Origin of the sequence: Paraburkholderia pallida, from assembly GCF_004524855.1 — a bacterium.
Lineage (GTDB): Bacteria > Pseudomonadota > Gammaproteobacteria > Burkholderiales > Burkholderiaceae > Paraburkholderia > Paraburkholderia oxyphila.
In genome coordinates, this window is record NZ_CP038148.1 from 139,762 (window position 1) to 160,211 (window position 20,450).

Sequence of the window (20,450 nt, forward strand, 5' to 3'; positions counted from 1 at the left end):
GCGGGCCGCCGCGCGCTCACAAGCGCCGAAGCGCGCAGGAAAAGCCAACGATCTGAAGTGAACGCAGCGACATGAATGCAGTGAACCCAGCAAGCGGGACCGGCCACGCGTCCAACGAGTATGACGTCATCATCGTCGGCGCCGGGCCGGTCGGGCTCGCGCTCGCCGGCTGGCTCGCGCGGCGCAGCGCGACGGCGGCGCTCTCGGTCGCGCTGATCGACGCGCGCGAGCCGGACGACAGCGCCGGCGACCCGCGCGCCATCGCCGTCTCGCAGGGCAGCCGCACGCTGCTGCAGGCGCTCGCGTGGCCGCAGGACGCGACACCGATCGAGCGCATCCACGTGTCGCAGCGCGGGCACTTCGGCCGCACGCTCATCGACCGCCACGACTACGACCTGCCCGCGCTCGGCTATGTCGCGCGCTATGGCGCGATCGTGCAATCGCTCGCGCACGCGGTGCGCGGCGCGCGCGTGCACTGGCTGCATCACACGCACGCGCACGAGCCGGTCGTCGAGCACGACGGCGTCACACTGCCCGTAGAAAGCGCGGGCGTCGCGCGCACGCTGCGCGCGCGCATTCTCGTGAACGCGGAAGGCGGGCTTTATCGGACGCAGGCGGCGCACAAGCGGTCGCGCGCCGGGTCACGTCAGGACGAAGACGAAGACGAAAATCAGGACGTGGCGGCAATGGAACGCGCTGGCCCTACCGAGGCTTCGAGCGAGGCCGATGTTTCAGGCGCCACCACGGCCGCGCACGATAGCGCCCCACCGCATCGAACGCAAGCGCCAAAGCGCACCCGCGATTACGGCCAGACCGCGCTGGTTGGCGTGGTGACGGTCTCGGCACCACAGCCACACGTGGCCTGGGAGCGCTTCACGGAAGAAGGCCCGATCGCGCTTTTGCCGATGGGCGGCGTGCGCGGCGCGGACTACGCGCTCGTGTGGTGCTCGGCGCCGGTCGAAGCCGAACGCCGCGCCCAGCTTTCCGATGCCGATTTCCTCGCTGAGCTCGGCACGGCATTTGGCGCCCGGATGGGCCGCTTTACGCAAATTCACGGCCGTGCGTCATTTCCGCTTGGCCTGAACGCGCTCGATACGCTCGTCTCGGGTCACAACCGCATCGCGGCGGTGGGCAACGCCGCGCAAACGCTGCATCCGGTTGCGGGCCAGGGGCTCAATCTTGGCTTGCGCGACGCTCATGCGCTCGTCGACGCTCTCGCGCAGCACGGCGCCACGCCGCTCGCGCTCGCCGATTTCGCGGGCCGCCGCGCCTTCGACCGCCGCATGACGATCGGGGCGACGGATACCCTCGCTCGCCTGTTCACTATCGACTTCGCGCCGCTCGCGACGCTGCGCGGGCTTGCGCTCACGGCGCTGGAATTCGCGCCGCCGGTGAAAGCGGCGCTCGCGCGGCAGATGATGTTCGGGCAAAGAAGCTGACGAGAGCATCAAGGGGTCGAAACGCATTAAGTGGGACAGCGCGGCTCGACCCTGGCTACCCAGTAGCGCCGCCCGACCTGGGCGGTCCCGCCTGCGCGGCCCTACCTCGGCGGCCCCACCTACGCGGCCCCACCTGGGCGGCCCCACCAGAACAACACCAGGGTCCGCAAGCCGAGACCCCACATCTCGTTAACGCTAAAATATGCGTTTCCCCATTTCGAGCCGCAGCCGCGCCAACGCCTTCGACGCCTGTCGAAGCCAGCCGGGCGCGGCGCTGCTTTCGTCCGCGCATCATGTTCACAATTGGCCGCCACACCCTGCGCAACAACCTGTTCGTCGCCCCCATGGCGGGTGTCACGGACCGGCCGTTCCGTCAGCTGTGCAAGCGCCTCGGCGCGGGCTACGCGGTCTCGGAGATGGTCGCGTCCAACGCGCAGCTCTGGAAGAGCGAGAAGACCATGCGCCGCGCCAACCACGCGGGCGAGGTCGAGCCCATCGCCGTGCAGATCGCCGGCGCCGACCCCGAAATGATGGCCGAAGCGGCGCGTTATAACGTCGCAAACGGCGCGCAGATCATCGACATCAACATGGGCTGCCCAGCCAAGAAGGTCTGCAACGTGGCGGCCGGCTCCGCGCTCCTGCAAAACGAGCCGCTCGTCGCGCGCATCGTGAAGGCCGTGGTGGACGCCGTGGGCATCGGCCCCGATGCCGTGCCCGTCACGCTCAAGATTCGCACAGGCTGGGACCGCGAGCACCGCAACGCGCTCACCATCGCGCGCATCGCTGAGGACAGCGGCATCTCGATGCTCACCATGCACGGGCGCACGCGCGCCGACCTCTATCACGGCGAAGCGGAGTACGAAACGATTGCCGCGGTCAAAGCCGCCGCGCGCATTCCGGTGGTCGCCAACGGCGACATCACGAAGCCGCAGAAGGCGCGCGAGGTGCTCGCCGTGACGGGCGCCGACGCCATCATGATCGGCCGCGCCGCGCAGGGCCGCCCGTGGCTCTTTCGTGAAATCGAGCATTTCCTCGCTACGGGCGAGCTGCTGCCGCCCCCGCGCGTCGATGAAATCCAGACGATCATGAACGAGCATCTGGAGGACCACTACGCGTTTTATGGCGAGTTTACGGGCGTGCGTACTGCGCGCAAGCATATCGGCTGGTACACTCGCGGCCTTTGTGGCGCCAACGCGTTCCGGCATCGCATGAACACGCTGGACACCACACGCGAACAGCTCGCCGCCGTCAACCAGTTCTTCGACGAGCAAAAGGCCGTTTCCGAGCGCCTCGTCTATGTCGATGACGAGAACGGTGCAGACGGCGAGCGCGAACCCACCGATCGACTGGCAGCATGAGCAAGCACAACATCGAACAATCCGTCCGCGAGAGTCTGGGCATTTACTTCCAGGATCTCGACGGCAGCAACCCGCACGACGTCTACGAAATGGTGATGGCGTGCGTCGAAAAACCGATGCTCGAGGTGGTGCTCGAGCAGGCAGGCGGCAATCAGTCGCTGGCCGCCGAGTATCTCGGCATCAACCGCAACACGCTGCGCAAGAAGCTTCAGCAGCACGGCCTGTTGTAACGGCCGTCGCCGCTCTTCAGGGGCGGTACTGGACTTCTGGCGCGGACTCCTCGATCCCTCGGCAACTTCTCCCCCATCATGATCAAGCAAGCGCTCATCTCCGTTTCCGACAAGGCCGGTATCGTCGATTTCGCGAAATCGCTGTCGGACCTCGGCGTCAAGATCCTGTCGACCGGCGGCACCGCGAAACTGCTCGCGGACGCAGGCCTCTCCGTCACCGAAGTGGCCGACTACACCGGCTTTCCGGAAATGCTCGATGGGCGCGTGAAGACGCTGCACCCGAAGGTCCACGGCGGCATCCTCGCGCGCCGCGACCTGCCCGAGCACATGGCCGCGCTCGAAAAGCACGACATCCCGACGATCGACCTGCTCGTCGTGAACCTCTACCCGTTCGTCCAGACGGTGTCGAAGGACGAGTGCACGCTGGAAGACGCGATCGAGAACATCGACATCGGCGGCCCGACAATGCTGCGCTCGGCGGCGAAGAACCATCGCGACGTGACCGTCGTGGTCGATCCCGCCGATTACGCGAAGGTGCTCGAAGAGATGCGCGCGAACGGCAACACCGTGAGCTACGCCACCAACTTCCGTCTCGCGACCAAGGTGTTCTCGCACACGGCGCAGTACGACGGCGCGATCACGAACTACCTCACGAGCCTGACTGAAGCGCTCGACCACAAGGCGCGCAACACCTACCCGGCCGTGCTGAACCTCGCGTTCGACAAGGTCCAGGACCTGCGCTACGGCGAGAACCCGCACCAGAGCGCCGCGTTCTACCGCGACCTGCAAACGCCCGCCGGCGCGCTCGCCAACTACAAGCAGATCCAGGGCAAGGAACTCTCGTACAACAACATCGCCGACTCCGACGCGGCATGGGAATGCGTGAAGACCTTCGACGCGCCGGCCTGCGTGATCATCAAGCACGCGAATCCGTGCGGCGTGGCCGTGGGTGCAAACCCGCACGAGGCGTACTCGAAGGCGTTCCAGACCGATCCGACCTCGGCGTTCGGCGGCATCATCGCGTTCAACCGCGAAGTGGACGAAGCGGCGGCACAAGCCGTGGCGAAGCAGTTCGTCGAAGTGTTGATCGCGCCGTCGTTCTCGGAAGCTGCCAAGACCGTGTTCGCGGCCAAGCAGAACGTGCGTCTGCTCGAAATCGCGTTGGGCGATGGCCATAACGCGTTCGACCTGAAGCGCGTGGGCGGCGGCCTGCTGGTGCAATCGCTCGACGCGAAGAACGTGCAGCCGCACGAGCTGCGCGTGGTCACGAAGCGCCACCCCACACCGAAGGAAATGGACGATCTGCTGTTCGCCTGGCGCGTCGCGAAGTTCGTGAAGTCCAATGCCATCGTGTTCTGCGCGAACGGCATGACGATGGGCGTGGGCGCGGGCCAGATGAGCCGCGTGGACTCGGCGCGCATCGCCAGCATCAAGGCGGAAAACGCGGGTCTCAAGCTCGCGGGCACGGCAGTGGCATCGGACGCGTTCTTCCCGTTCCGTGACGGCCTCGACGTGGTGGTCAACGCGGGCGCGACCTGCGTGATCCAGCCGGGCGGCTCGATGCGCGACGACGAAGTGATCGCCGCCGCCGACGAGCACAACATCGCCATGGTGGTGACGGGCATCCGCCACTTCCGTCACTGATCCTCGCGTGCGGCGCGCGTCCTGCACGCGCCGCCGCATCGCTGCAAGGCCCGCCGGACGCGTGTTCTGCGGGCTTTTTCTTTGCCGCGCGCGCCATGCGCATCGCGCGTCAGCGCTCGCGGTGCCTGCGCCGTTCGTTGTACCATCGCAGGCACATTCGTTTTTCCCGCATTTCATGAGAATTCTCGGCATCGACCCCGGCTTGCGCGTGACCGGCTTCGGCGTGATCGAGCGTCACGGCCATCAGCTCACATATGTCGCAAGCGGCGTCATCCGCACCGCCGACGCCGATCTGCCCACGCGCCTCGGCACCATCTTCGAAGGCGTGTCCACGCTGATCCGCCAGCACGCGCCCGACCAGGCCGCCATCGAAAAGGTCTTCGTCAACGTCAATCCGCAGTCGACGCTGCTGCTCGGCCAGGCGCGCGGCGCGGCCATCTGCGGGCTCGTTTCGGGCGGCGTGCCGGTGGCCGAATACACCGCGCTGCAACTGAAACAGGCCGTGGTGGGCTATGGCCGCGCGACCAAGGAGCAGATGCAGCAGATGGTCGTGCGCCTGCTTTGTCTCACGGGCACGCCCGGCACCGACGCCGCCGACGCGCTCGGCATGGCGATCTGCCACGCGCACAGCGGCGACACGCTCGCGACGCTCGGCAGCATTGCGCCAGCGCTCGCGAAGAAGGGCGTGCGCGTGCGGCGCGGACGCTTGATTGGTTGAACGCGCGGCTAGAAGCGCGGTTAAAGGCGTCGATAACATTGCGCCGGGCGGCGCTTCGGGTTTCCCAAGGACAGCCCTGGCTAAATGGCCAACGCACCCGGAAAGCACGCCGCGGCGCGGCGCGCTCCGCTACACTCTGCCCTTTCCCTCATCACTGAACCCGCCATGATCGGTCGCATTGCCGGCGTATTGCTGGAAAAGAACCCGCCGCACCTGCTCATCGACTGCAACGGTGTCGGCTACGAAGTCGACGTGCCGATGAGCACGTTCTACAACCTGCCCGGCAACGGCGAGCGTGTCGTCCTGCTCACGCAGATGATCGTGCGCGAGGACGCGCATCTGCTTTTCGGCTTCGCCACGGTGGAAGAACGCGCGACGTTCCGCGAGCTGCTCAAGATCACCGGCATTGGCGCGCGCATGGCGCTGGCCATCCTCTCGGGCATGAGCGTGCACGATCTCTCGCAGGCCATCACGCTGCAGGATTCGGCACGCCTCACGCGGGTGCCCGGCATCGGCAAGAAAACGGCCGAGCGTTTGCTGCTCGAACTGAAGGGGAAGCTGGGCGCGGATCTGGGCGCGATGGCCGCCGCCGCATCACCCTCCGATCACGCGAACGACATCCTCAACGCGCTGCTTGCGCTCGGCTATTCGGAGAAGGAAGCGCTCGCCGCGATCAAGAACGTGCCGGCCGGCACGGGCGTCTCAGAGGGCATCAAGCTCGCGCTGAAGGTGCTCTCGAAGGCCTGATGTCCACGCGCGTTCCAGGCGTGCGCGGTATGGTCGGGCCTTGGCTGGCTGTTAGTTGCACACGCCGCGTGGTGCCGGAAACGCGCCGTCCTGCGCGCATGGCGCGCGGTACAATCGCTGCATGATCGAAACCGACAAACTCGCCGCAGACCGCGCGGGCGAAAACCGCGTGATTGCTGCCACGCCGGCCTCGTCCAAGGAAGAGGCGTTCGAGCGCGCCCTGCGCCCGCGCCAGCTCGACGAATACGTCGGCCAGGAAAAGGTGCGCGGCCAGCTCGAAATCTTCATCGAGGCCGCCAAGCGCCGCTCGGAACCGCTCGACCACGTGCTGCTGTTCGGACCGCCGGGCCTCGGCAAGACCACGCTCGCGCACATCATCGCGCGCGAAATGGGGGTCAATCTGCGGCAGACCTCAGGCCCTGTGCTCGAACGCGCGGGCGACCTTGCGGCGCTGCTCACCAACCTCGAAGCGAACGACGTGCTCTTCATCGACGAAATCCACCGGCTCTCGCCGGTCGTCGAGGAAATCCTGTATCCGGCGCTCGAGGACTATCAGATCGACATCATGATCGGCGAAGGGCCGGCCGCGCGCAGCGTGAAGCTCGACCTGCAGCCGTTCACGCTCGTGGGCGCGACCACGCGCGCGGGCATGCTCACGAATCCGCTGCGCGACCGCTTCGGCATCGTCTCGCGGCTCGAGTTCTACAACGCGAGCGAACTCTCGCGCATCGTGCAGCGCTCGGCTGCGCTGCTCGGCGCGCAGATCCATCCCAACGGCGCGCTCGAAATCGCGCGCCGCTCGCGTGGCACGCCGCGTATCGCCAACCGCCTGCTGCGCCGCGTGCGCGACTACGCCGAAGTGAAGGCTGACGGCGCGATCACCGCACAAGTCGCCGACGCCGCGCTCCGGATGCTCGACGTCGATCCCGTGGGCTTCGACCTGATGGACCGCAAGCTGCTCGAAGCGATCCTGCACAAGTTCGACGGCGGCCCGGTGGGCGTGGACAACCTCGCGGCGGCCATCGGCGAAGAGCGCGACACGATCGAGGACGTGCTGGAGCCCTACCTGATCCAGCAAGGCTTCCTGCAGCGCACGCCGCGCGGCCGCGTGGCGACGCAGCTCACCTACCGCCACTTCGGCCTCACGGTGCCCGACGACGCCTCGACCGGCGGCGACTGGACCCCGGACGCGTCGTAAGGCGCGGCAAGGCGCAACGCAGCGCGAGCCAAAGCACGATGTCCGATCACGCCGGCCTGCCTCCCAACGCTCCCGAGCCGACCAGCCTCGTCGGCCAGCTCGCGCGGCGCCTGCGCATGACACTTGCCGAAAACGTCACGCATCTCACCACGGGCAGCGGCCCGAAACTCGACTACTCCTCGCCGCCCGGCGACCCCGGCCTGTTCGGCCCTGACGCCATCTGCTGGAAAGTGCACGCCGATTTCGCCGGGATGATGGCGGGCGGCATCAGCGCGCTGCTGCTGCAGGCCTTGCACCCGCTCGCGCTCGCGGGCGTGTGGGACCACTCGACGTTTCGCGCCGACATTCTCGGCCGCCTGCGCCGCACCGCGACCTTCATCGCCGGCACGACCTACGGCAGCCGCGCCGACGCGCTTGCGCTCATCGAGCGCGTGAAGACAATCCACCTCTCGGTAACAGGCACCGGACCCGATGGCCGCCCCTATCGCGCGAGCGATCCCGCGCTGCTCACCTGGGTGCACGTGGCCGAGGTGTCGAGCTTTCTCACCGCGTATCTGCGCTACGTGAATCCCGCACTACCGGGCGAGGAGCAAGACCAGTACTACGCCGAGGTCGCCCTCATCGCGCAGTTGCTGGGCGCAACCGAGGTGCCCCGCTCGCGCGCCGAAGTCGCCGCGTATCTGGAGGCAATGCAGCCCGAACTCGTTGCGAGCGAGCGCACGCGCGAAGTCGTGCGCGTGCTGATGGAAGTGCCCGTGCCGCGTCCGGCAATGCGCCCCGCCGGCGCGCTGATGCGCAATGCTGGCATCGACCTCCTGCCGCCGTTCGCCCAGCAGATGCTCGGTTTCGACCGCTTCGCCCTCGCGCGCCGCGCGATGGTGCAGCCGGGCATGCGCGCGGTCGCACCCGTGTTGCGCTGGGCGCTCGTGAATGGCGTCTCGAAGCGCGCGCGCCGGCGTGCGGCCGCCCCAGTGGCGCGCTGAGCCCCCTCCTCGTTCCGCACGCAACGAAAAACGGCCAGTCTGCTCGAGCAGGCTGGCCGTTTTCGCTTGGCAGGCAACGCCGACCGGTGCGAGACCGGACGCGTCTTACATCTTCACCACGTCGAGCAGCGTCTTCTTGCCTGCCTTGTAGTTGTAGAGCGAGATCACGCCGTGCTTGAGATCGCCCTTCGAATCGAACACCGTTTCGCCGATCACACCTTTGTAGTCGGTGCCCGGAATCTGCGCGAGGACCTTCGCCGCGTCGGTCGAGTTCGCGCGCTTCATCGCGTCGACGACGATGTACACCGCGTCGTAAGTGAACGGCGCATCGTACTCGACCGGGTGGCCAAAGCGCTTCTGGTACTTCGCCGAGAACACCGCGCCGCCTTCCATTCGCTCGAGCGCCATGCCGGCCTGCGAGCAGACGATGTTGTCGGCCGCCGTGCCCGCGAGCTGCGCGAGGCTTTCCGTGCATACGCCGTCGCCCGCCAGCACCTTCGCGCGCAGGCCGAGTTGCCGCGCCTGCTTGGCGAACGGGCCGCCGGTGGCGTCCATGCCGCCGTACATGATCGCGTCGGGATTCTCGCCCTTGATCTTCGTGAGGATCGCGCGGAAATCGACGGCCTTGTCGTTGGTCGCATCGTGCGAAACGACCTTCATGCCGAGCGACTTAGCGGTCTTCTCGAACTCGTTCGCGAGGCCCTGGCCGTATGCGGTCGAATCGTCGACCACGGCAACGGTCTTCACGTTCAGGCTTTTCGCGGCATAGTTGGCGAGCGCGGGGCCCTGCTGCGCGTCGGTCGCCACCACGCGATAGGTGGTCTTGAAGCCCTGCTGCGTATAAGCCGGATTCGTCGACGACGGCGAGATCTGCACGATGCCCGCGTCGCTATAGATCTTCGAAGCCGGAATCGACGCGCCCGAATTCAGGTGGCCGATCACGGCCACGACCTTGTCGTCGACGAGCTTTTGCGCGACCTGGGTCGCCTGGCGCGGGTCGGCCCCATCGTCCTGGCCGTCGAGCACGAGCGTGACCTTCTGGCCGCCGATCGTGAGGCCCTTCGCGTTGATCTCTTCGATCGCGAGACGCGCGCCGTTTTCGTTGTCCTTGCCGAGGTGGGCCGAGCCGCCCGTGAGCGGGCCCACGTGGCCGATCTTCACGACCTGGTCTGCGCTGGCGTTGGCCGACCATGCAGCGAACGCCACGACGGCGGCGCTCACCGGCAACAGCTTGTGAAGCTTGAACGTCATTGAGAATCTCCTGCGACTTGATCTTTCTGGAAACTGCCTTTCGTTTTTCATGTGCAACCCCGGCTTCGCCGACACCGCCTGCACGTGGTGCGCGCGCGTCCCTCTTCAACGCGCGGCCGGCGCTCGCAAGGATTGTTGAGAATCGCTGCGAGGCCCCACCAGCGCGGCAAAGCACAAAGGTCTGATGAATGGTATCAGGCACACCCGTTTTACGGTTGGCCTTTGGAAAGCAGATGAAAGTCGCAGGTAAGGGACTTGACGGCGGCGCCGAACGCTGCACACGGCAATGAAAAAGTGCCGCTCGTGTGACGAACGGCGCTCTCTTTTTCTGTTCGGCGTTTAACGGCCCACTTCGGGCGTGCGCTTGAAGCCGTCGTCGGCGCTTGCGGCCGGCAGATGCGTGACGTCGCCCCACGCGACCACCCGCGCTTGCGTCACCGCGCCGTCGCGCTCGAAATCGACGATGTTCACGCTCGTGTTGAGAAGCGGCCAGGCGCGCGGCGCGTCGAGCGTGAGCCCGTTCGCGAAACGATAGATGCAGTCGAGCACGCCGCCATGCGCGACGCACGCGATGCGCCCCTCGGGATGCTTCGCGAGGATCGGCTCCAGCGCGTGCAGCACACGGTGGTAGAACGCGCGCTGCGACTCGCCCTCGGGCGGCGCGAAACCGGGGTCGCGCGTTTGCCAGTGCGCGTATTCATCGGGAAAGCGTTCGGCGATCTGGTCGCTGTCGTGGCCCTGGAACGCGCCGTAGTTGCGCTCGCGCAGGCCTTCGGTGAGCTGAAGCGGCAGTCCGAGCGCGGCAGCAATCGGCTGCGCGGTTTGTTGCGCACGCATCAGGTCGCTCGACCAGATCGCGTCGAGGCGTGCACCTTTGCGCACCTCGTGCGCCTCATGTGCCTCGCGAGCCTCATGCGCAAAACGCGCACCGAGCAATTGGGCCTGCTCGACGCCGCTCTCCGCGAGCGGAATGTCGATGTGCCCCTGGATGCGCTTGATGCGGTTCCAGGCGGTTTCGCCGTGGCGGATGAAGAGAATCTGCGTGGTCATGGATTAATTGCGCACCTGCAGCCAGAACGTGACGGGGCCGTCGTTCACGAGCGAGACCTGCATATCGGCGCCGAATTCGCCGGTCTCGACCATCGGGTGCTTTTCTCGCGCGGCGGCGACGAAGTAGTCGAACAGACGCCGCCCCTCGTCGGGCGGCGCGGCGGGCGTAAAGCTCGGACGCAGGCCGCTGTTGGTATCGGCGGCAAGCGTGAACTGCGAGACCAGCAGGAGGCCGCCGGCCGCGCCGTTGCCGTCGATGTTCTGCACCGGCAGGTTCATCTTGCCTGCCGCGTCGCTGAACACGCGGTAGCCCAGCAGCTTCGCGAGCAGCTTGTCGGCATTTGCCTCGGTGTCGCCGCGCTCCGCGCAGACGAGCGCAAGCAGCCCCTGGCCGATCGCGCCGGTCACGCGCTCGGTTTGACCGTCGGCAACACGCACTTCCGCGCGGCGCACGCGTTGAATCAGCGCGATCATCGCGTGCGCTCCTTCAGCGCACGCACGCGCACCGCGCCCATGCAGGCAAAAACACGAACCGTCATCACGCGGTGAGCGTCACGCGCGCGAAGCGGCGCTTGCCGACCTGCACGATGAACTCGCCCGGCTCGACCTTCAGGCCCTTGTCGGACACGGTCGCGCCGTCGATCTTCACGCCGCCCTGCTCGATATTGCGCAGCGCCTCGCTCGTGGAAGGCACGAGCCCCGCCTGCTTGAGCAGCTGGCCGATGGCGAGCGGCGCGCCCGCGAGCGTGACCGACGGGATGTCGTCGGGCACACCACCTTTCGCGCGGTGATTGAAGTCTTCGAGTGCGCGCTCGGCATCCGCCTGGGAATGGAAGCGCGCGACGATTTCCTGCGCGAGCAGCACCTTGAAGTCGCGCGGGTTGCGGCCCGCTTCGATCTCGCGCTTGTAGCCTTCGATTTCCGCCATCGGACGGAACGAGAGCAGTTCGAAGTAACGCCACATCAGCACGTCGGAGATGCTCATGAGCTTGCCGAACATGTCGTTGGGCTTCTCGCTGATGCCGACGTAGTTATTCTTCGACTTCGACATCTTCTCGACGCCGTCGAGGCCTTCGAGCAGCGGCATCGTGAGAATGCACTGCTGCTCCTGCCCGTACTGCTTTTGCAGTTCGCGGCCCACGAGCAGGTTGAACTTCTGGTCCGTGCCGCCGAGCTCGAGGTCGGCGTTGAGCGCGACCGAGTCATAGCCCTGCATTAGCGGGTAGAGGAATTCGTGAATCGAGATGGGCACGCCGCCCTGGAAGCGCTTGGTGAAGTCCTCGCGCTCGAGAATGCGCGCGACCGTGTAGCGCGACGCGAGCTTGATCATGCCGTCGGCGCCGAGCGGCATCGACCATTCGCTGTTGTAGCGGATTTCGGTCTTCTCGCGGTCGAGCACGAGCGCGGCCTGCTCGAAGTACGTTTTCGCGTTCGACTCGATCTGCTCGCGCGTGAGCGGCGGGCGCGTGGCATTGCGGCCCGACGGGTCGCCGATCAGCGAAGTGAAGTCGCCAATCAGGAAGATCACGTTGTGGCCGAGATCCTGGAGCTGGCGCATCTTGTTGAGCACGACCGTGTGGCCGATGTGGATGTCGGGCGCGGTTGGATCGAGCCCGAGCTTGATGCGCAGCGGCTTGCCAGTGGCGGCGCTCTTCGCAAGCTTCTGCTGGAATTCTTCTTCGATCAGCAGTTCGTCGACGCCGCGCTTCGTGACGGCAAGCGCGTGACGGACTTCGTCGGTGACCGGAAAGGCGTCTTTGGCGCCGCTGTTGGGAGTGGACTCGGTGCTCATGCTTCGATCGGATTCGTTAGGTCTGGGTCTAGACCGGGATTTTACGTGATTCGACTGGCGACGCCGAAGTTTGCGGGTGAACACGGCGCGTCGGCCGCCTCGAGCGGCGCGGGTCCGCATGAGGCGGCGCAAGCGAGAACGAGCCGGGTTACGACGAAGAACGACGAAGCCGCGCCGCTCACGAACGAGCGACCGCGCGCTCGACGCGCGGCGAGCCCTTCGAGCGCGCCTGCCAAAGGTCGTAGGCAGCCTGCTGCGCGAGCCAGAGATCGGCGCGGCCGCCGTGCTCCTCGCCGAGCCACGCTTCGAGCCGCAGCGCCATTTCCGGCGAAATGCCGGCACGAGCGTTGAGCACGCGCGAGAGCGCCACGCGCGTGACGCCGAGCTGCGCCGCGGCCTCGGTCACGCTCAGCCCGAGCGCCGGGAGGATGTCCTCGCGGAGCGTCTCGCCCGGATGCGGCGGGTTATGCATACGGATGATCTCGTTCATCTTCAATCTGCCTCAGTGGTAATCGCGGTAGTCGACGAGCACCGCATGGCTGCCCTCGAACGCGAAGGTCAACCTCCAGCTGCCGTTCACGCATACCGCGTGATGGCCCTCGAGCGAACCTGCCAGCGCATGGCAGCGCCATCCCGGCACGTTCATATCCTGCACGGACTCGGCCTCGTCGAGCCGCGCGAGCTGGCGACGCAGCCGGGGTGCGTGATCGGGCCGGACGCCCGCTTGAGTGCCGTCGAAAAAGAACGCCTTGAGCCCTTTGTGTTTCCACGTCTTGATCATGGTGCCCCTGACATAGCGAAACGAACATGGATAGCTCGGTTCGTGGGCGCCGGATGATCTGTATAGCGTATAGGCTCACTATACAACCCACGATTGACACAATCAACGTGCCTGAGCACGAAGCTTGATCGAATCGAGGTTTCGCCCGTGCCCACACGAGCCAGACAGGCCCATAGGGTCACATGCCAGGCGCGTTCGGCTCAATTCATCCGATCGGCTTACGCTGAATGGCCATTGCCCCGATAATCACCGTCAGAATCCGTTCTTCGCACTCACGAAAGGAGCACAAACGTGGCGCCACGCGACGCACGCAAAGACAGCGCACATCCGGCCGACGGCGTGTATTTCGGCCTGATGTCGGGCACCAGCATGGACGGCGTGGACGGCATCGCCGTGCGCTTCGAGCACGGCAAACGGCCCGTGGTGCTGGCCGAGGCCTTCGTGGGCTTCGCGCAGGGCCTGCGCGAAGCGCTCTTTTCGCTCCAGCAGCCCGGCGAAAACGAGATCGAGCGCGCGGCGCTCGCAGGCAATGCGCTCACGGCGCGCTATGCGGTCTGCTGCCACGAGTTGCTGCGCGCCGGCAACCTCTCCGGCAGCGAGGTGCGCGCCATCGGCGCCCACGGCCAGACCATCCGTCACCGGCCCGAAAAGGGCTTTACGGTGCAGATCCAGAACCCGGCGCTGCTCGCGGAGCTCGCGCACATCGACGTGGTCGCCGACTTCCGCAGCCGCGACGTCGCCTCGGGCGGCCAGGGCGCGCCGCTCGTCCCGGCGTTTCACGCGACGCTATTCGGCTCGCACGAGGAAACCCGCGTCGTCTGCAATCTCGGCGGCATCAGCAACATCACGATCCTCGCGGCGACGGGCGCGGTGCGCGGCTTCGACTGCGGCCCGGCCAACGCGCTGCTCGACCTGTGGGCCGAGCGGCATCTGGGCAAGCCCTACGACGAGAACGGCCAGTTCGCGGCGAGCGGCAAGCTGCACCAGCCGCTCCTGAACGTGCTGCTCGACGAACCGTACTTCGAGCAACCGCCGCCCAAGAGCACGGGCCGCGATCTCTTCAACGCCGCGTGGCTCGACGCAAAGCTCAAGGGCTTCGAATCGCTCGCGCCCGCCGACGTGCAGGCCACGCTCGTCGCGCTCACCGCGGTGAGCGTCGCGCGCGAAATCGAGCGTCATGCGGGAGACTGCCGCGCGGTATACGTGTGCGGCGGCGGCGCACGCAACCGTGCGTTGATGGGCGCGCTGCAAAAAGCGCTGGAGACGGGCGGCGTGGCTGGCGTGCCGGTCACGACCACCGAGGCGCTGGGCGTGCCGCCGCAGCAGGTGGAGCCGCTAGCCTTCGCGTGGCTTGCGATGCGCTGCCTCGCGCGCGAGCCGGGCAATCTGCCGACCGTGACGGGCGCGGCGGGCGAGCGCGTGCTGGGCGCGATTTATCCGCGCTAAAGATTCCGGGCGTAGAAATGAAAAACGGGGCGTGATGCCCCGTTTTTTCAATGCCTGGCGTGTCCGCTCAAACCGAGAACGACGAACCGCAACCGCAGGTGGTCGTGGCGTTCGGGTTCTTAATGACGAACTGCGCGCCATTCAGATCGTCCTTGTAGTCGATCTCGGCGCCGACGAGGTACTGATAGCTCATCGAGTCGATCAGCAATTGGACGCCGTTCTTGTTCATCACGGTGTCGTCTTCGTTCACGGTCTCGTCGAACGTGAATCCGTACTGGAAGCCCGAGCAGCCGCCACCTTGCACGAACACACGCAGCTTCAGCTCCGGATTGCCTTCCTCGTCGATCAGTTGCTTGACCTTGTCAGCCGCTGCGTCGGTAAAGACGAAGGGACCGGGCATTTCAGTCACGGGGGTCTCAGTGACAGCGTTCATTCGAACTCTCCAAAAAAGCTTCTAGCCGCTATTGTAGGGCTCTTCCGCAGATCGTGCTTAAGCCCAGAAAATCAAGGGTTTCTCGCCACTTTCTTGCGGCTGGTGCTACTCGTCTCGCGCGTCGTTGCTGAACAAACGAAAAAGCCGCCCGGCGCAATGCGCTCGGACGGCTTTTGCAGTTGCATCGCACCCCGTTCCGCGAAAGAAGAGGCACGATCCAAAGCGGATTAACGCTTCGAGAACTGCTTGCGGCGACGTGCCTTGTGGAAACCGACCTTCTTACGTTCCACTTCACGTGCGTCACGGGTGACGAAGCCAGCTTGCGACAGTGCCGGCTTGAGCGTTGCGTCGTAGTCCATCAGCGCGCGCGTGATGCCGTGGCGAACTGCGCCGGCCTGGCCGGTTTCGCCGCCGCCGTTCACGTTCACCTTGATGTCGAACGTCGTGGCGTGGTTCGTGAGTTCCAGCGGCTGACGCACGATCATGAGCGACGTTTCGCGCGAGAAGTAGTCGGCGATGGGCTTGCCATTGACGATGATGTCGCCCTTGCCCGACTTGATGAAGACACGAGCAACGGCGCTCTTGCGGCGGCCCGTACCGTAATTCCAGTTACCGATCATGTGGGCTCCCCTTAGATCTCGAGCGCCTTCGGCTGTTGAGCCGAGTGCGGATGCGTTGCGTCTGCGTAGACCTTGAGCTTCTTGATCATCGCGTAGCCCAGCGGGCCCTTCGGCAGCATGCCCTTCACGGCCTTCTCGAGCGCGCGGCCCGGGAAGCGTTCTTGCATCTTGCCGAACGTCGTTTCGTAGATACCGCCCGGGTAGCCCGAGTGACGGTAGTACTTCTTGTCGGTGGTCTTGTTGCCCGTGACCTTCAGCTTGCCGGCGTTGATGATGATGATGAAATCACCAGTGTCGACGTGCGGGGTGAACTCAGGCTTGTGCTTGCCGCGAAGACGGCGTGCCACTTCGCTGGCGACACGGCCGAGAACCTTATCCGTCGCGTCAATCACGTACCATTCGCGCTGCACTTCATGTGCCTTGGCGGAAAAAGTCTTCATGATCGATCCAAAAAATATGCTGTGCCCTGATTCGGTCCTGCTTGTATGGTGACGCTCGTTGGCGCCGGCGCAGGCTCTCCCTGTTCTTCCCCCGCGGGCATGGATGCGGGAAACCCACGATTATAAAGGAAAAAATCGGACGGAGACAAGTTTTTGGTGCCGCGTGCGAATGCCGGCCGCCATCGTGCGGCGATGTGTACGGCTTTTGCGCGCATCCTGACTCGTTCTCCCATCTATTTGACGCATATCACCCCTATTTGGACAGATGCGACGCCCGATTTGGGTAGAGTTACGCGTCTACGATCCGAATTTCAGGGAATGATCATGCGCAGGATCGGTTTGGCCGACGATCACCCCATCATCATGGACGCGCTGGAAACGGCGCTGCTCGAGGCGGGCGAATTCGAAATCGCCTTCAAGGTCCGCACGGGCGAGCAGTTGCTGGATGCCTTGCGCACCTGTCCGTGCGAATACGTCGTGACCGACTACTCGATGACGCAAGGCGCACCGGGCGGCGACGGCCTTGCCCTGATCGAGCGCGTATTGCGGCAGTTCGCGCCGCTTCGGCTGGTGGTCTTCACGATGTTGTCGAACCCCGCGCTGTGCGGGCAACTCGCGCAACTGGGCGTCCATGGGATCGTCAGCAAGAACGATGAGCGCCACGAAGTGCTGCGGGCGCTGCGCGCCATCGAGGCTGGGGCGAGGCTCCCCTGGCGCTCGCCCAGCCTGCGCGGCTGGCTCCATGAGCCGCTCAAATCGCTCAAGCCCGCGTGCAAAAACCTCGCCGCGCTCAGCCAGCGCGAGCTTGACGTGGTGCGCCTGTTCGCGCAGGGCCAGACGCTGGACGAAATCGCCGCCAATCTTCAGCGTGCGAAAAGCACGGTCGCCACGCACAAGCAGAACGCCATGCACAAACTCGGCATAGCGAATAACGCCGATCTGATCTGCTATGCCTACGATGTCGGGATCGTCCGATAGCGTGTGCACCGCGCCGTCGTGGCGCGTCCTGCTTGCCCGATTGCTCCGGCTGTGGATCGTGCTGAGCCTGTGCGCCATGAGCTGGGCGGACACGGTATTCGCAGCGCAGCCCGCTCAGGTTGCCGAGCTGTCCCTGGCGAGCCCGCTCACGCGCGCTCGCTTCCCAGTCGAATTGTCCCCGGACGAGATCGCTTGGCTGGACCGCCACGGCACGCTCGTCGCGGGCCTGTACGGCGGCGACTACGCGCCGTTCCAGTTTCGCTCGGACAACGACAGCGTCAAAGGCATCACGGTCGACTATCTGGTGCTGCTCGGCAACGCGCTGCAACGGCCCGTGCGCGTGAGCTGGTTCGCCAACCGCAGCGCCGCGCTCGCCGCACTGCGCTCGCATGAAATCGACGTGCTGGGTGAGATCGGTTCGGCACCTTTCGTGCAGCCCGACGCGCCCTACGCCGTGCCCTGCCTGAACATGCCGCTCGCCACCGTGCGCCGCGCGGGGCCCATGCTCGCGAGCAACGGCGCGTGGGATGGCCGCGGTGTCGTCAAAGACAGCGAGCCAGAACCGCTCGCCGCCCTGCAAAAGCAGCGGCTCGAGGCAAGCGGCAAGGCAACGCTCTTCGACGCGCTCGAAGCCGTGTCGCTCGGCCAGGCCGACTTCTATGTGGGCGACCTGATCAGCGCCACCTATTACGTCGAACAGGGCATCTTCCTGAATCTGCGCGTCGTGCGTGTCGAGCGCGAGGAAACGGCGCTCGCCCTCGCCATCGCCACGGACCGGCCCCTTCTGCGGCGCATCGTCGGCGCCGGCATCGACGCGGTGCCGGCATGGATGCGCCGCAGCATCCTGCGCCGCTGGACGGCGGGCGCGGTGCCCGACATCGTTGGCCGGCCACAACTGAGCGCCGCCGAACAACGTTGGCTCGAGGCGCATCCCGTGGTGCGAGTCGGCGTCAACACGACCGAAGCCCCCTATACCTTCATCGACTCCGCAGGCGAGTTCACCGGCATGTACGCCGACCTGCTCAAGCTGATCAGCCGGCGCACCGGGCTGCGCTTCGAGGTCTCCGCGCGCGCGTCGACGGCCGGGCTCGAGGACGATCTGCGCGCCCAGCGCACGCAACTCGTGACGACCTTGATGCCCACCCCCGAGCGGCGCGGCTTTCTGGATTTCAGCGAGGACATTGCCCCCATGATCTGGGCCCTCGTCGAGCGGCGCGGCACGACGCCCGCGGACACGACGCCGCTCGCGGTATTCGACGGACTCGATGGGCTCGACGCGCTGCGCGGCAAGCGCCTCGCGCTGACACGCGGGCACGGACTGGCCGACACGCTGCGCGCGCTCCACCCCGACATCGCGCTCGTATTCACGTCCACGCCCAACGACGCGCTGGTCCAGGTGGCGCAAGGCCACGCCGATGCGGCGCTGCTCAGCATGGCGAACGCCAGCTACACGGTCGAGCGGTACTTTCCCAATCAACTCCGGATTGCCGCGACCGCGTTCGGCGGCCCGGATCAGGCGCGCTTCGGCGTAGAGGCCCATTCGCCGGAACTGCTCGGCATCCTGAATAAAACGCTGGCCGGCATCACGCCCGCCGAGCGCGCCAGCATCGCCTCGAAATGGCTCGCCAACATCAACTATCCGAGCAGCACGTGGGAGAACCTGCGCCGCCAGGTGTTCCACTGGCTGCCGTGGGCGCTGGGCGCGCTCGGGCTTGCGCTCGTGTGGAACAGCCTGCTGCGCTATCAGATCCGCCGCCGCAAGCAGCTCGAACGCGAGTTGCGTGCGGCGCGCGACGAGGCCGAACGCGCGAACACGGCCAAGAGCGACTTTCTCGCCGTCATGAGCCACGAAATCCGCACGCCGATGAGCGCCGTGATCGGCCTGCTGGAGCTTGCACACCGGCGCGCCCGGGCCGGCGTGGCCGACGAGCAGGCGCTCGCGCTCGCCGAGTCCTCGGCGCGCGGCTTGCTCCATCTGGTCGGCGACCTGCTCGACCTGCGCAAGGCAGAGGCCGGCGAGCTGACGCTCTCCCCGTGCGCCGTCCAACTGCGCGCCCTGCTGGCCGACACGGTGACGCTCTTTCGCCACGCGGCCGAGGTCAAGGGACTGCGCCTCTCGCACGGCGTGGCGGCCGAGGTGCCCGAATGGGCCGCGTTCGATCCGTTAAGACTGCGCCAGGTGATTTCCAATCTGCTCTCGAACGCACTCAAGTTCACCGCGCACGGCGAGATCGATCTACAGGCAAGCCTCGTCGCAGCCGGGCCGACGACCGACGATGAGAGCCAGGAAGCCTCACCGCTTTTGCGCATCGTCGTGCGCGACACCGGTAGCGGCATTCCCGCCGACGACCTGCCGATGCTCTTCGAGCCGTTCAGGCAGGCGTCGTCGCCGGCCGCCCATATGGGCACAGGACTCGGGTTGGGTATCGTCAAACGGCTCGTTACGCTGATGGGCGGGCGCATCGAACTAGCGAGCAAACCGGGCGGCGGTACTTGCGTGAGCTTCGAAGTGCCTTGCCGCAGCGTGCCGGGCGGCGCGAAAGAGCAAATGCCGCTGCTCTTCGCCGCAGTATCGCGCCGCATCCTCATCGTGGACGACCATCCCGTCAACCGGCGCATCCTCGCCGACCAGCTCGCCTGGCTCGGCTACACACCTATCGAAGCGTCCGGCGCGCAGGAGGCGCTGCACCTGCAGCAGGCCGGCGTCGACCTCGTCCTCACCGACTGCAACATGCCCGTGGTTTCCGGCATCGAGCTGGCACGCCGCATCCGGGCCGACGAAGCCGCGCGCTCGGGCACCCGCTGCCCTATCGTCGGCTACACCGCGAATGCGCTGCCCGAGGCGCGCGCGGCCTGCCTGCAGGCGGGCATGGACGACGTGCTCGTCAAACCGCTCGACGTGACGCAGATCGGCCGTGTCCTCGCGCGCTGGTTCGCGACCCGGACCGACCGGCCAGCGCAGGCGGCCGGGCCCGGGGCACCCGCATCGCCACGAATCGAAACGGAACTGGCGATCAGCCTGCGCGACGACTGCGCGGGGCTGGAGCGCGCACTCGCCGCGCACGCATGGCCCGAAGTCGCCGATCTCGCACACCGACTGCGCGGCGTACTCGCCTGCACGCTCGCCGACGCCGATATCGATCAGGCATGCCTGGTACTCGAAATGCTCGCGAGAAGGGCTGGACAAACCGCTCCGGAAAAACTTCGCGCGCAAGGTGCGCGCGTCACGGCGCTCTTGCGCGCGCATGCCGCTCGCTAACGCAAGCCGCGCCGCCCGGGGCCGGCGAGCGCGGCAGCGCGCACGACAACTCTCGAATAAATTCGATGCTCGCCGGCGACCAG

Annotated in this window: 20 protein-coding genes; 11 read left to right on the plus strand and 9 right to left on the minus strand. The window is 66.2% G+C overall.

Annotated features, from left to right (window positions below):
• Nucleotides 1-71: 71 nt before the first annotated feature.
• The 8 genes from E1956_RS00570 (at nt 72) to E1956_RS00605 (ending at nt 8,317) form a co-directional block, all read left to right on the plus strand.
• A complete protein-coding gene (locus E1956_RS00570; protein WP_134746499.1) occupies nt 72-1,439 on the plus strand; it encodes a UbiH/UbiF/VisC/COQ6 family ubiquinone biosynthesis hydroxylase in 1,368 nt (455 codons plus the stop codon).
• Between the two features lie 293 nt (nt 1,440-1,732).
• A complete protein-coding gene (dusB, locus tag E1956_RS00575; RefSeq protein WP_134746501.1) occupies nt 1,733-2,797 on the plus strand; it encodes a tRNA dihydrouridine synthase DusB in 1,065 nt (354 codons plus the stop codon).
• Nucleotides 2,794-3,027 (plus strand): Fis family transcriptional regulator, encoded by a 234-nt coding sequence (locus E1956_RS00580; protein WP_028216158.1) that lies wholly within the window; start codon nt 2,794-2,796, stop codon nt 3,025-3,027. Before dusB ends, E1956_RS00580 begins: the two co-directional genes overlap by 4 nt.
• 78 nt (nt 3,028-3,105) lie before the next feature.
• Nucleotides 3,106-4,671, plus strand: coding sequence for a bifunctional phosphoribosylaminoimidazolecarboxamide formyltransferase/IMP cyclohydrolase (gene purH, locus E1956_RS00585; protein ID WP_134746503.1), 1,566 nt, complete (start codon nt 3,106-3,108; stop codon nt 4,669-4,671).
• A 175-nt stretch (nt 4,672-4,846) separates the two neighbouring features.
• Nucleotides 4,847-5,389 carry a crossover junction endodeoxyribonuclease RuvC gene (ruvC, locus tag E1956_RS00590; protein ID WP_134746505.1) on the plus strand — a complete coding sequence of 181 codons (543 nt, stop codon included), beginning with the start codon at nt 4,847-4,849 and terminating at the stop codon, nt 5,387-5,389.
• Nucleotides 5,390-5,554: 165 nt separating this feature from the next.
• The gene (gene ruvA, locus E1956_RS00595) at nt 5,555-6,136 is read left to right on the plus strand and encodes a Holliday junction branch migration protein RuvA (protein ID WP_134746508.1); all 582 of its coding nucleotides are present in this window, start codon (nt 5,555-5,557) and stop codon (nt 6,134-6,136) included.
• Between the two features lie 121 nt (nt 6,137-6,257).
• A complete protein-coding gene (ruvB, locus tag E1956_RS00600) occupies nt 6,258-7,334 on the plus strand; it encodes a Holliday junction branch migration DNA helicase RuvB (RefSeq protein ID WP_028216162.1) in 1,077 nt (358 codons plus the stop codon).
• Between the two features lie 116 nt (nt 7,335-7,450).
• On the plus strand, nt 7,451-8,317 hold the full coding sequence (locus E1956_RS00605) for an oxygenase MpaB family protein (RefSeq protein ID WP_232071463.1): 867 nt from the start codon (nt 7,451-7,453) through the stop codon (nt 8,315-8,317).
• 105 nt (nt 8,318-8,422) lie between these two features.
• On the opposite strand, the gene E1956_RS00610 is transcribed toward E1956_RS00605, so the two are convergent.
• From E1956_RS00610 to E1956_RS00635, 6 genes are all read right to left on the minus strand, one after another.
• Complete coding sequence (locus E1956_RS00610) at nt 8,423-9,568, minus strand: branched-chain amino acid ABC transporter substrate-binding protein (RefSeq protein WP_134746512.1); 1,146 nt, start codon at nt 9,566-9,568, stop codon at nt 8,423-8,425.
• 339 nt (nt 9,569-9,907) lie between these two features.
• Entirely contained in the window at nt 9,908-10,618 is a 711-nt protein-coding gene (locus E1956_RS00615) for a histidine phosphatase family protein (protein ID WP_134746514.1), read from the minus strand.
• A gap of 3 nt (nt 10,619-10,621) precedes the next feature.
• Nucleotides 10,622-11,092, minus strand: a complete 471-nt coding sequence (gene dtd / locus E1956_RS00620) for a D-aminoacyl-tRNA deacylase (protein ID WP_133196240.1) — start codon at nt 11,090-11,092, stop codon at nt 10,622-10,624.
• Nucleotides 11,093-11,156: 64 nt separating this feature from the next.
• Nucleotides 11,157-12,410 (minus strand): tyrosine--tRNA ligase, encoded by a 1,254-nt coding sequence (gene tyrS / locus E1956_RS00625; protein ID WP_134746516.1) that lies wholly within the window; start codon nt 12,408-12,410, stop codon nt 11,157-11,159.
• Nucleotides 12,411-12,588: 178 nt separating this feature from the next.
• Nucleotides 12,589-12,891 carry a HigA family addiction module antitoxin gene (locus tag E1956_RS00630; protein WP_134750228.1) on the minus strand — a complete coding sequence of 101 codons (303 nt, stop codon included), beginning with the start codon at nt 12,889-12,891 and terminating at the stop codon, nt 12,589-12,591.
• A 21-nt stretch (nt 12,892-12,912) separates the two neighbouring features.
• Nucleotides 12,913-13,191 (minus strand): type II toxin-antitoxin system RelE/ParE family toxin, encoded by a 279-nt coding sequence (locus E1956_RS00635; RefSeq protein WP_134746518.1) that lies wholly within the window; start codon nt 13,189-13,191, stop codon nt 12,913-12,915.
• Nucleotides 13,192-13,482: 291 nt separating this feature from the next.
• Here E1956_RS00635 and E1956_RS00640 point away from each other — a divergent pair, with 291 nt between their 5' ends.
• Nucleotides 13,483-14,637: an anhydro-N-acetylmuramic acid kinase gene (locus tag E1956_RS00640; RefSeq protein WP_134746520.1), complete on the plus strand. Its 1,155-nt coding sequence runs from the start codon at nt 13,483-13,485 to the stop codon at nt 14,635-14,637.
• A gap of 67 nt (nt 14,638-14,704) precedes the next feature.
• Here E1956_RS00640 and erpA read toward each other — a convergent pair whose 3' ends face one another.
• The 3 genes from erpA to rplM all read right to left on the minus strand — a co-directional run bounded on the left by erpA (nt 14,705) and on the right by rplM (nt 16,130).
• Complete coding sequence (gene erpA, locus E1956_RS00645; protein WP_134746522.1) at nt 14,705-15,070, minus strand: iron-sulfur cluster insertion protein ErpA; 366 nt, start codon at nt 15,068-15,070, stop codon at nt 14,705-14,707.
• A gap of 227 nt (nt 15,071-15,297) precedes the next feature.
• Nucleotides 15,298-15,690, minus strand: coding sequence for a 30S ribosomal protein S9 (rpsI, locus tag E1956_RS00650; protein WP_028216172.1), 393 nt, complete (start codon nt 15,688-15,690; stop codon nt 15,298-15,300).
• 11 nt (nt 15,691-15,701) lie between these two features.
• Nucleotides 15,702-16,130: a 50S ribosomal protein L13 gene (gene rplM / locus E1956_RS00655; RefSeq protein WP_027795838.1), complete on the minus strand. Its 429-nt coding sequence runs from the start codon at nt 16,128-16,130 to the stop codon at nt 15,702-15,704.
• 156 nt (nt 16,131-16,286) lie between these two features.
• Between rplM and E1956_RS00660 the strand changes: the two genes are divergently transcribed.
• On the plus strand, nt 16,287-17,108 hold the full coding sequence (locus E1956_RS00660; RefSeq protein WP_232071467.1) for a LuxR C-terminal-related transcriptional regulator: 822 nt from the start codon (nt 16,287-16,289) through the stop codon (nt 17,106-17,108).
• Complete coding sequence (locus E1956_RS00665) at nt 17,080-20,367, plus strand: ATP-binding protein (RefSeq protein WP_134746525.1); 3,288 nt, start codon at nt 17,080-17,082, stop codon at nt 20,365-20,367. The genes E1956_RS00660 and E1956_RS00665 overlap by 29 nt, the downstream gene beginning before the upstream one ends.
• The last annotated feature ends 83 nt before the right edge of the window (nt 20,368-20,450 follow it).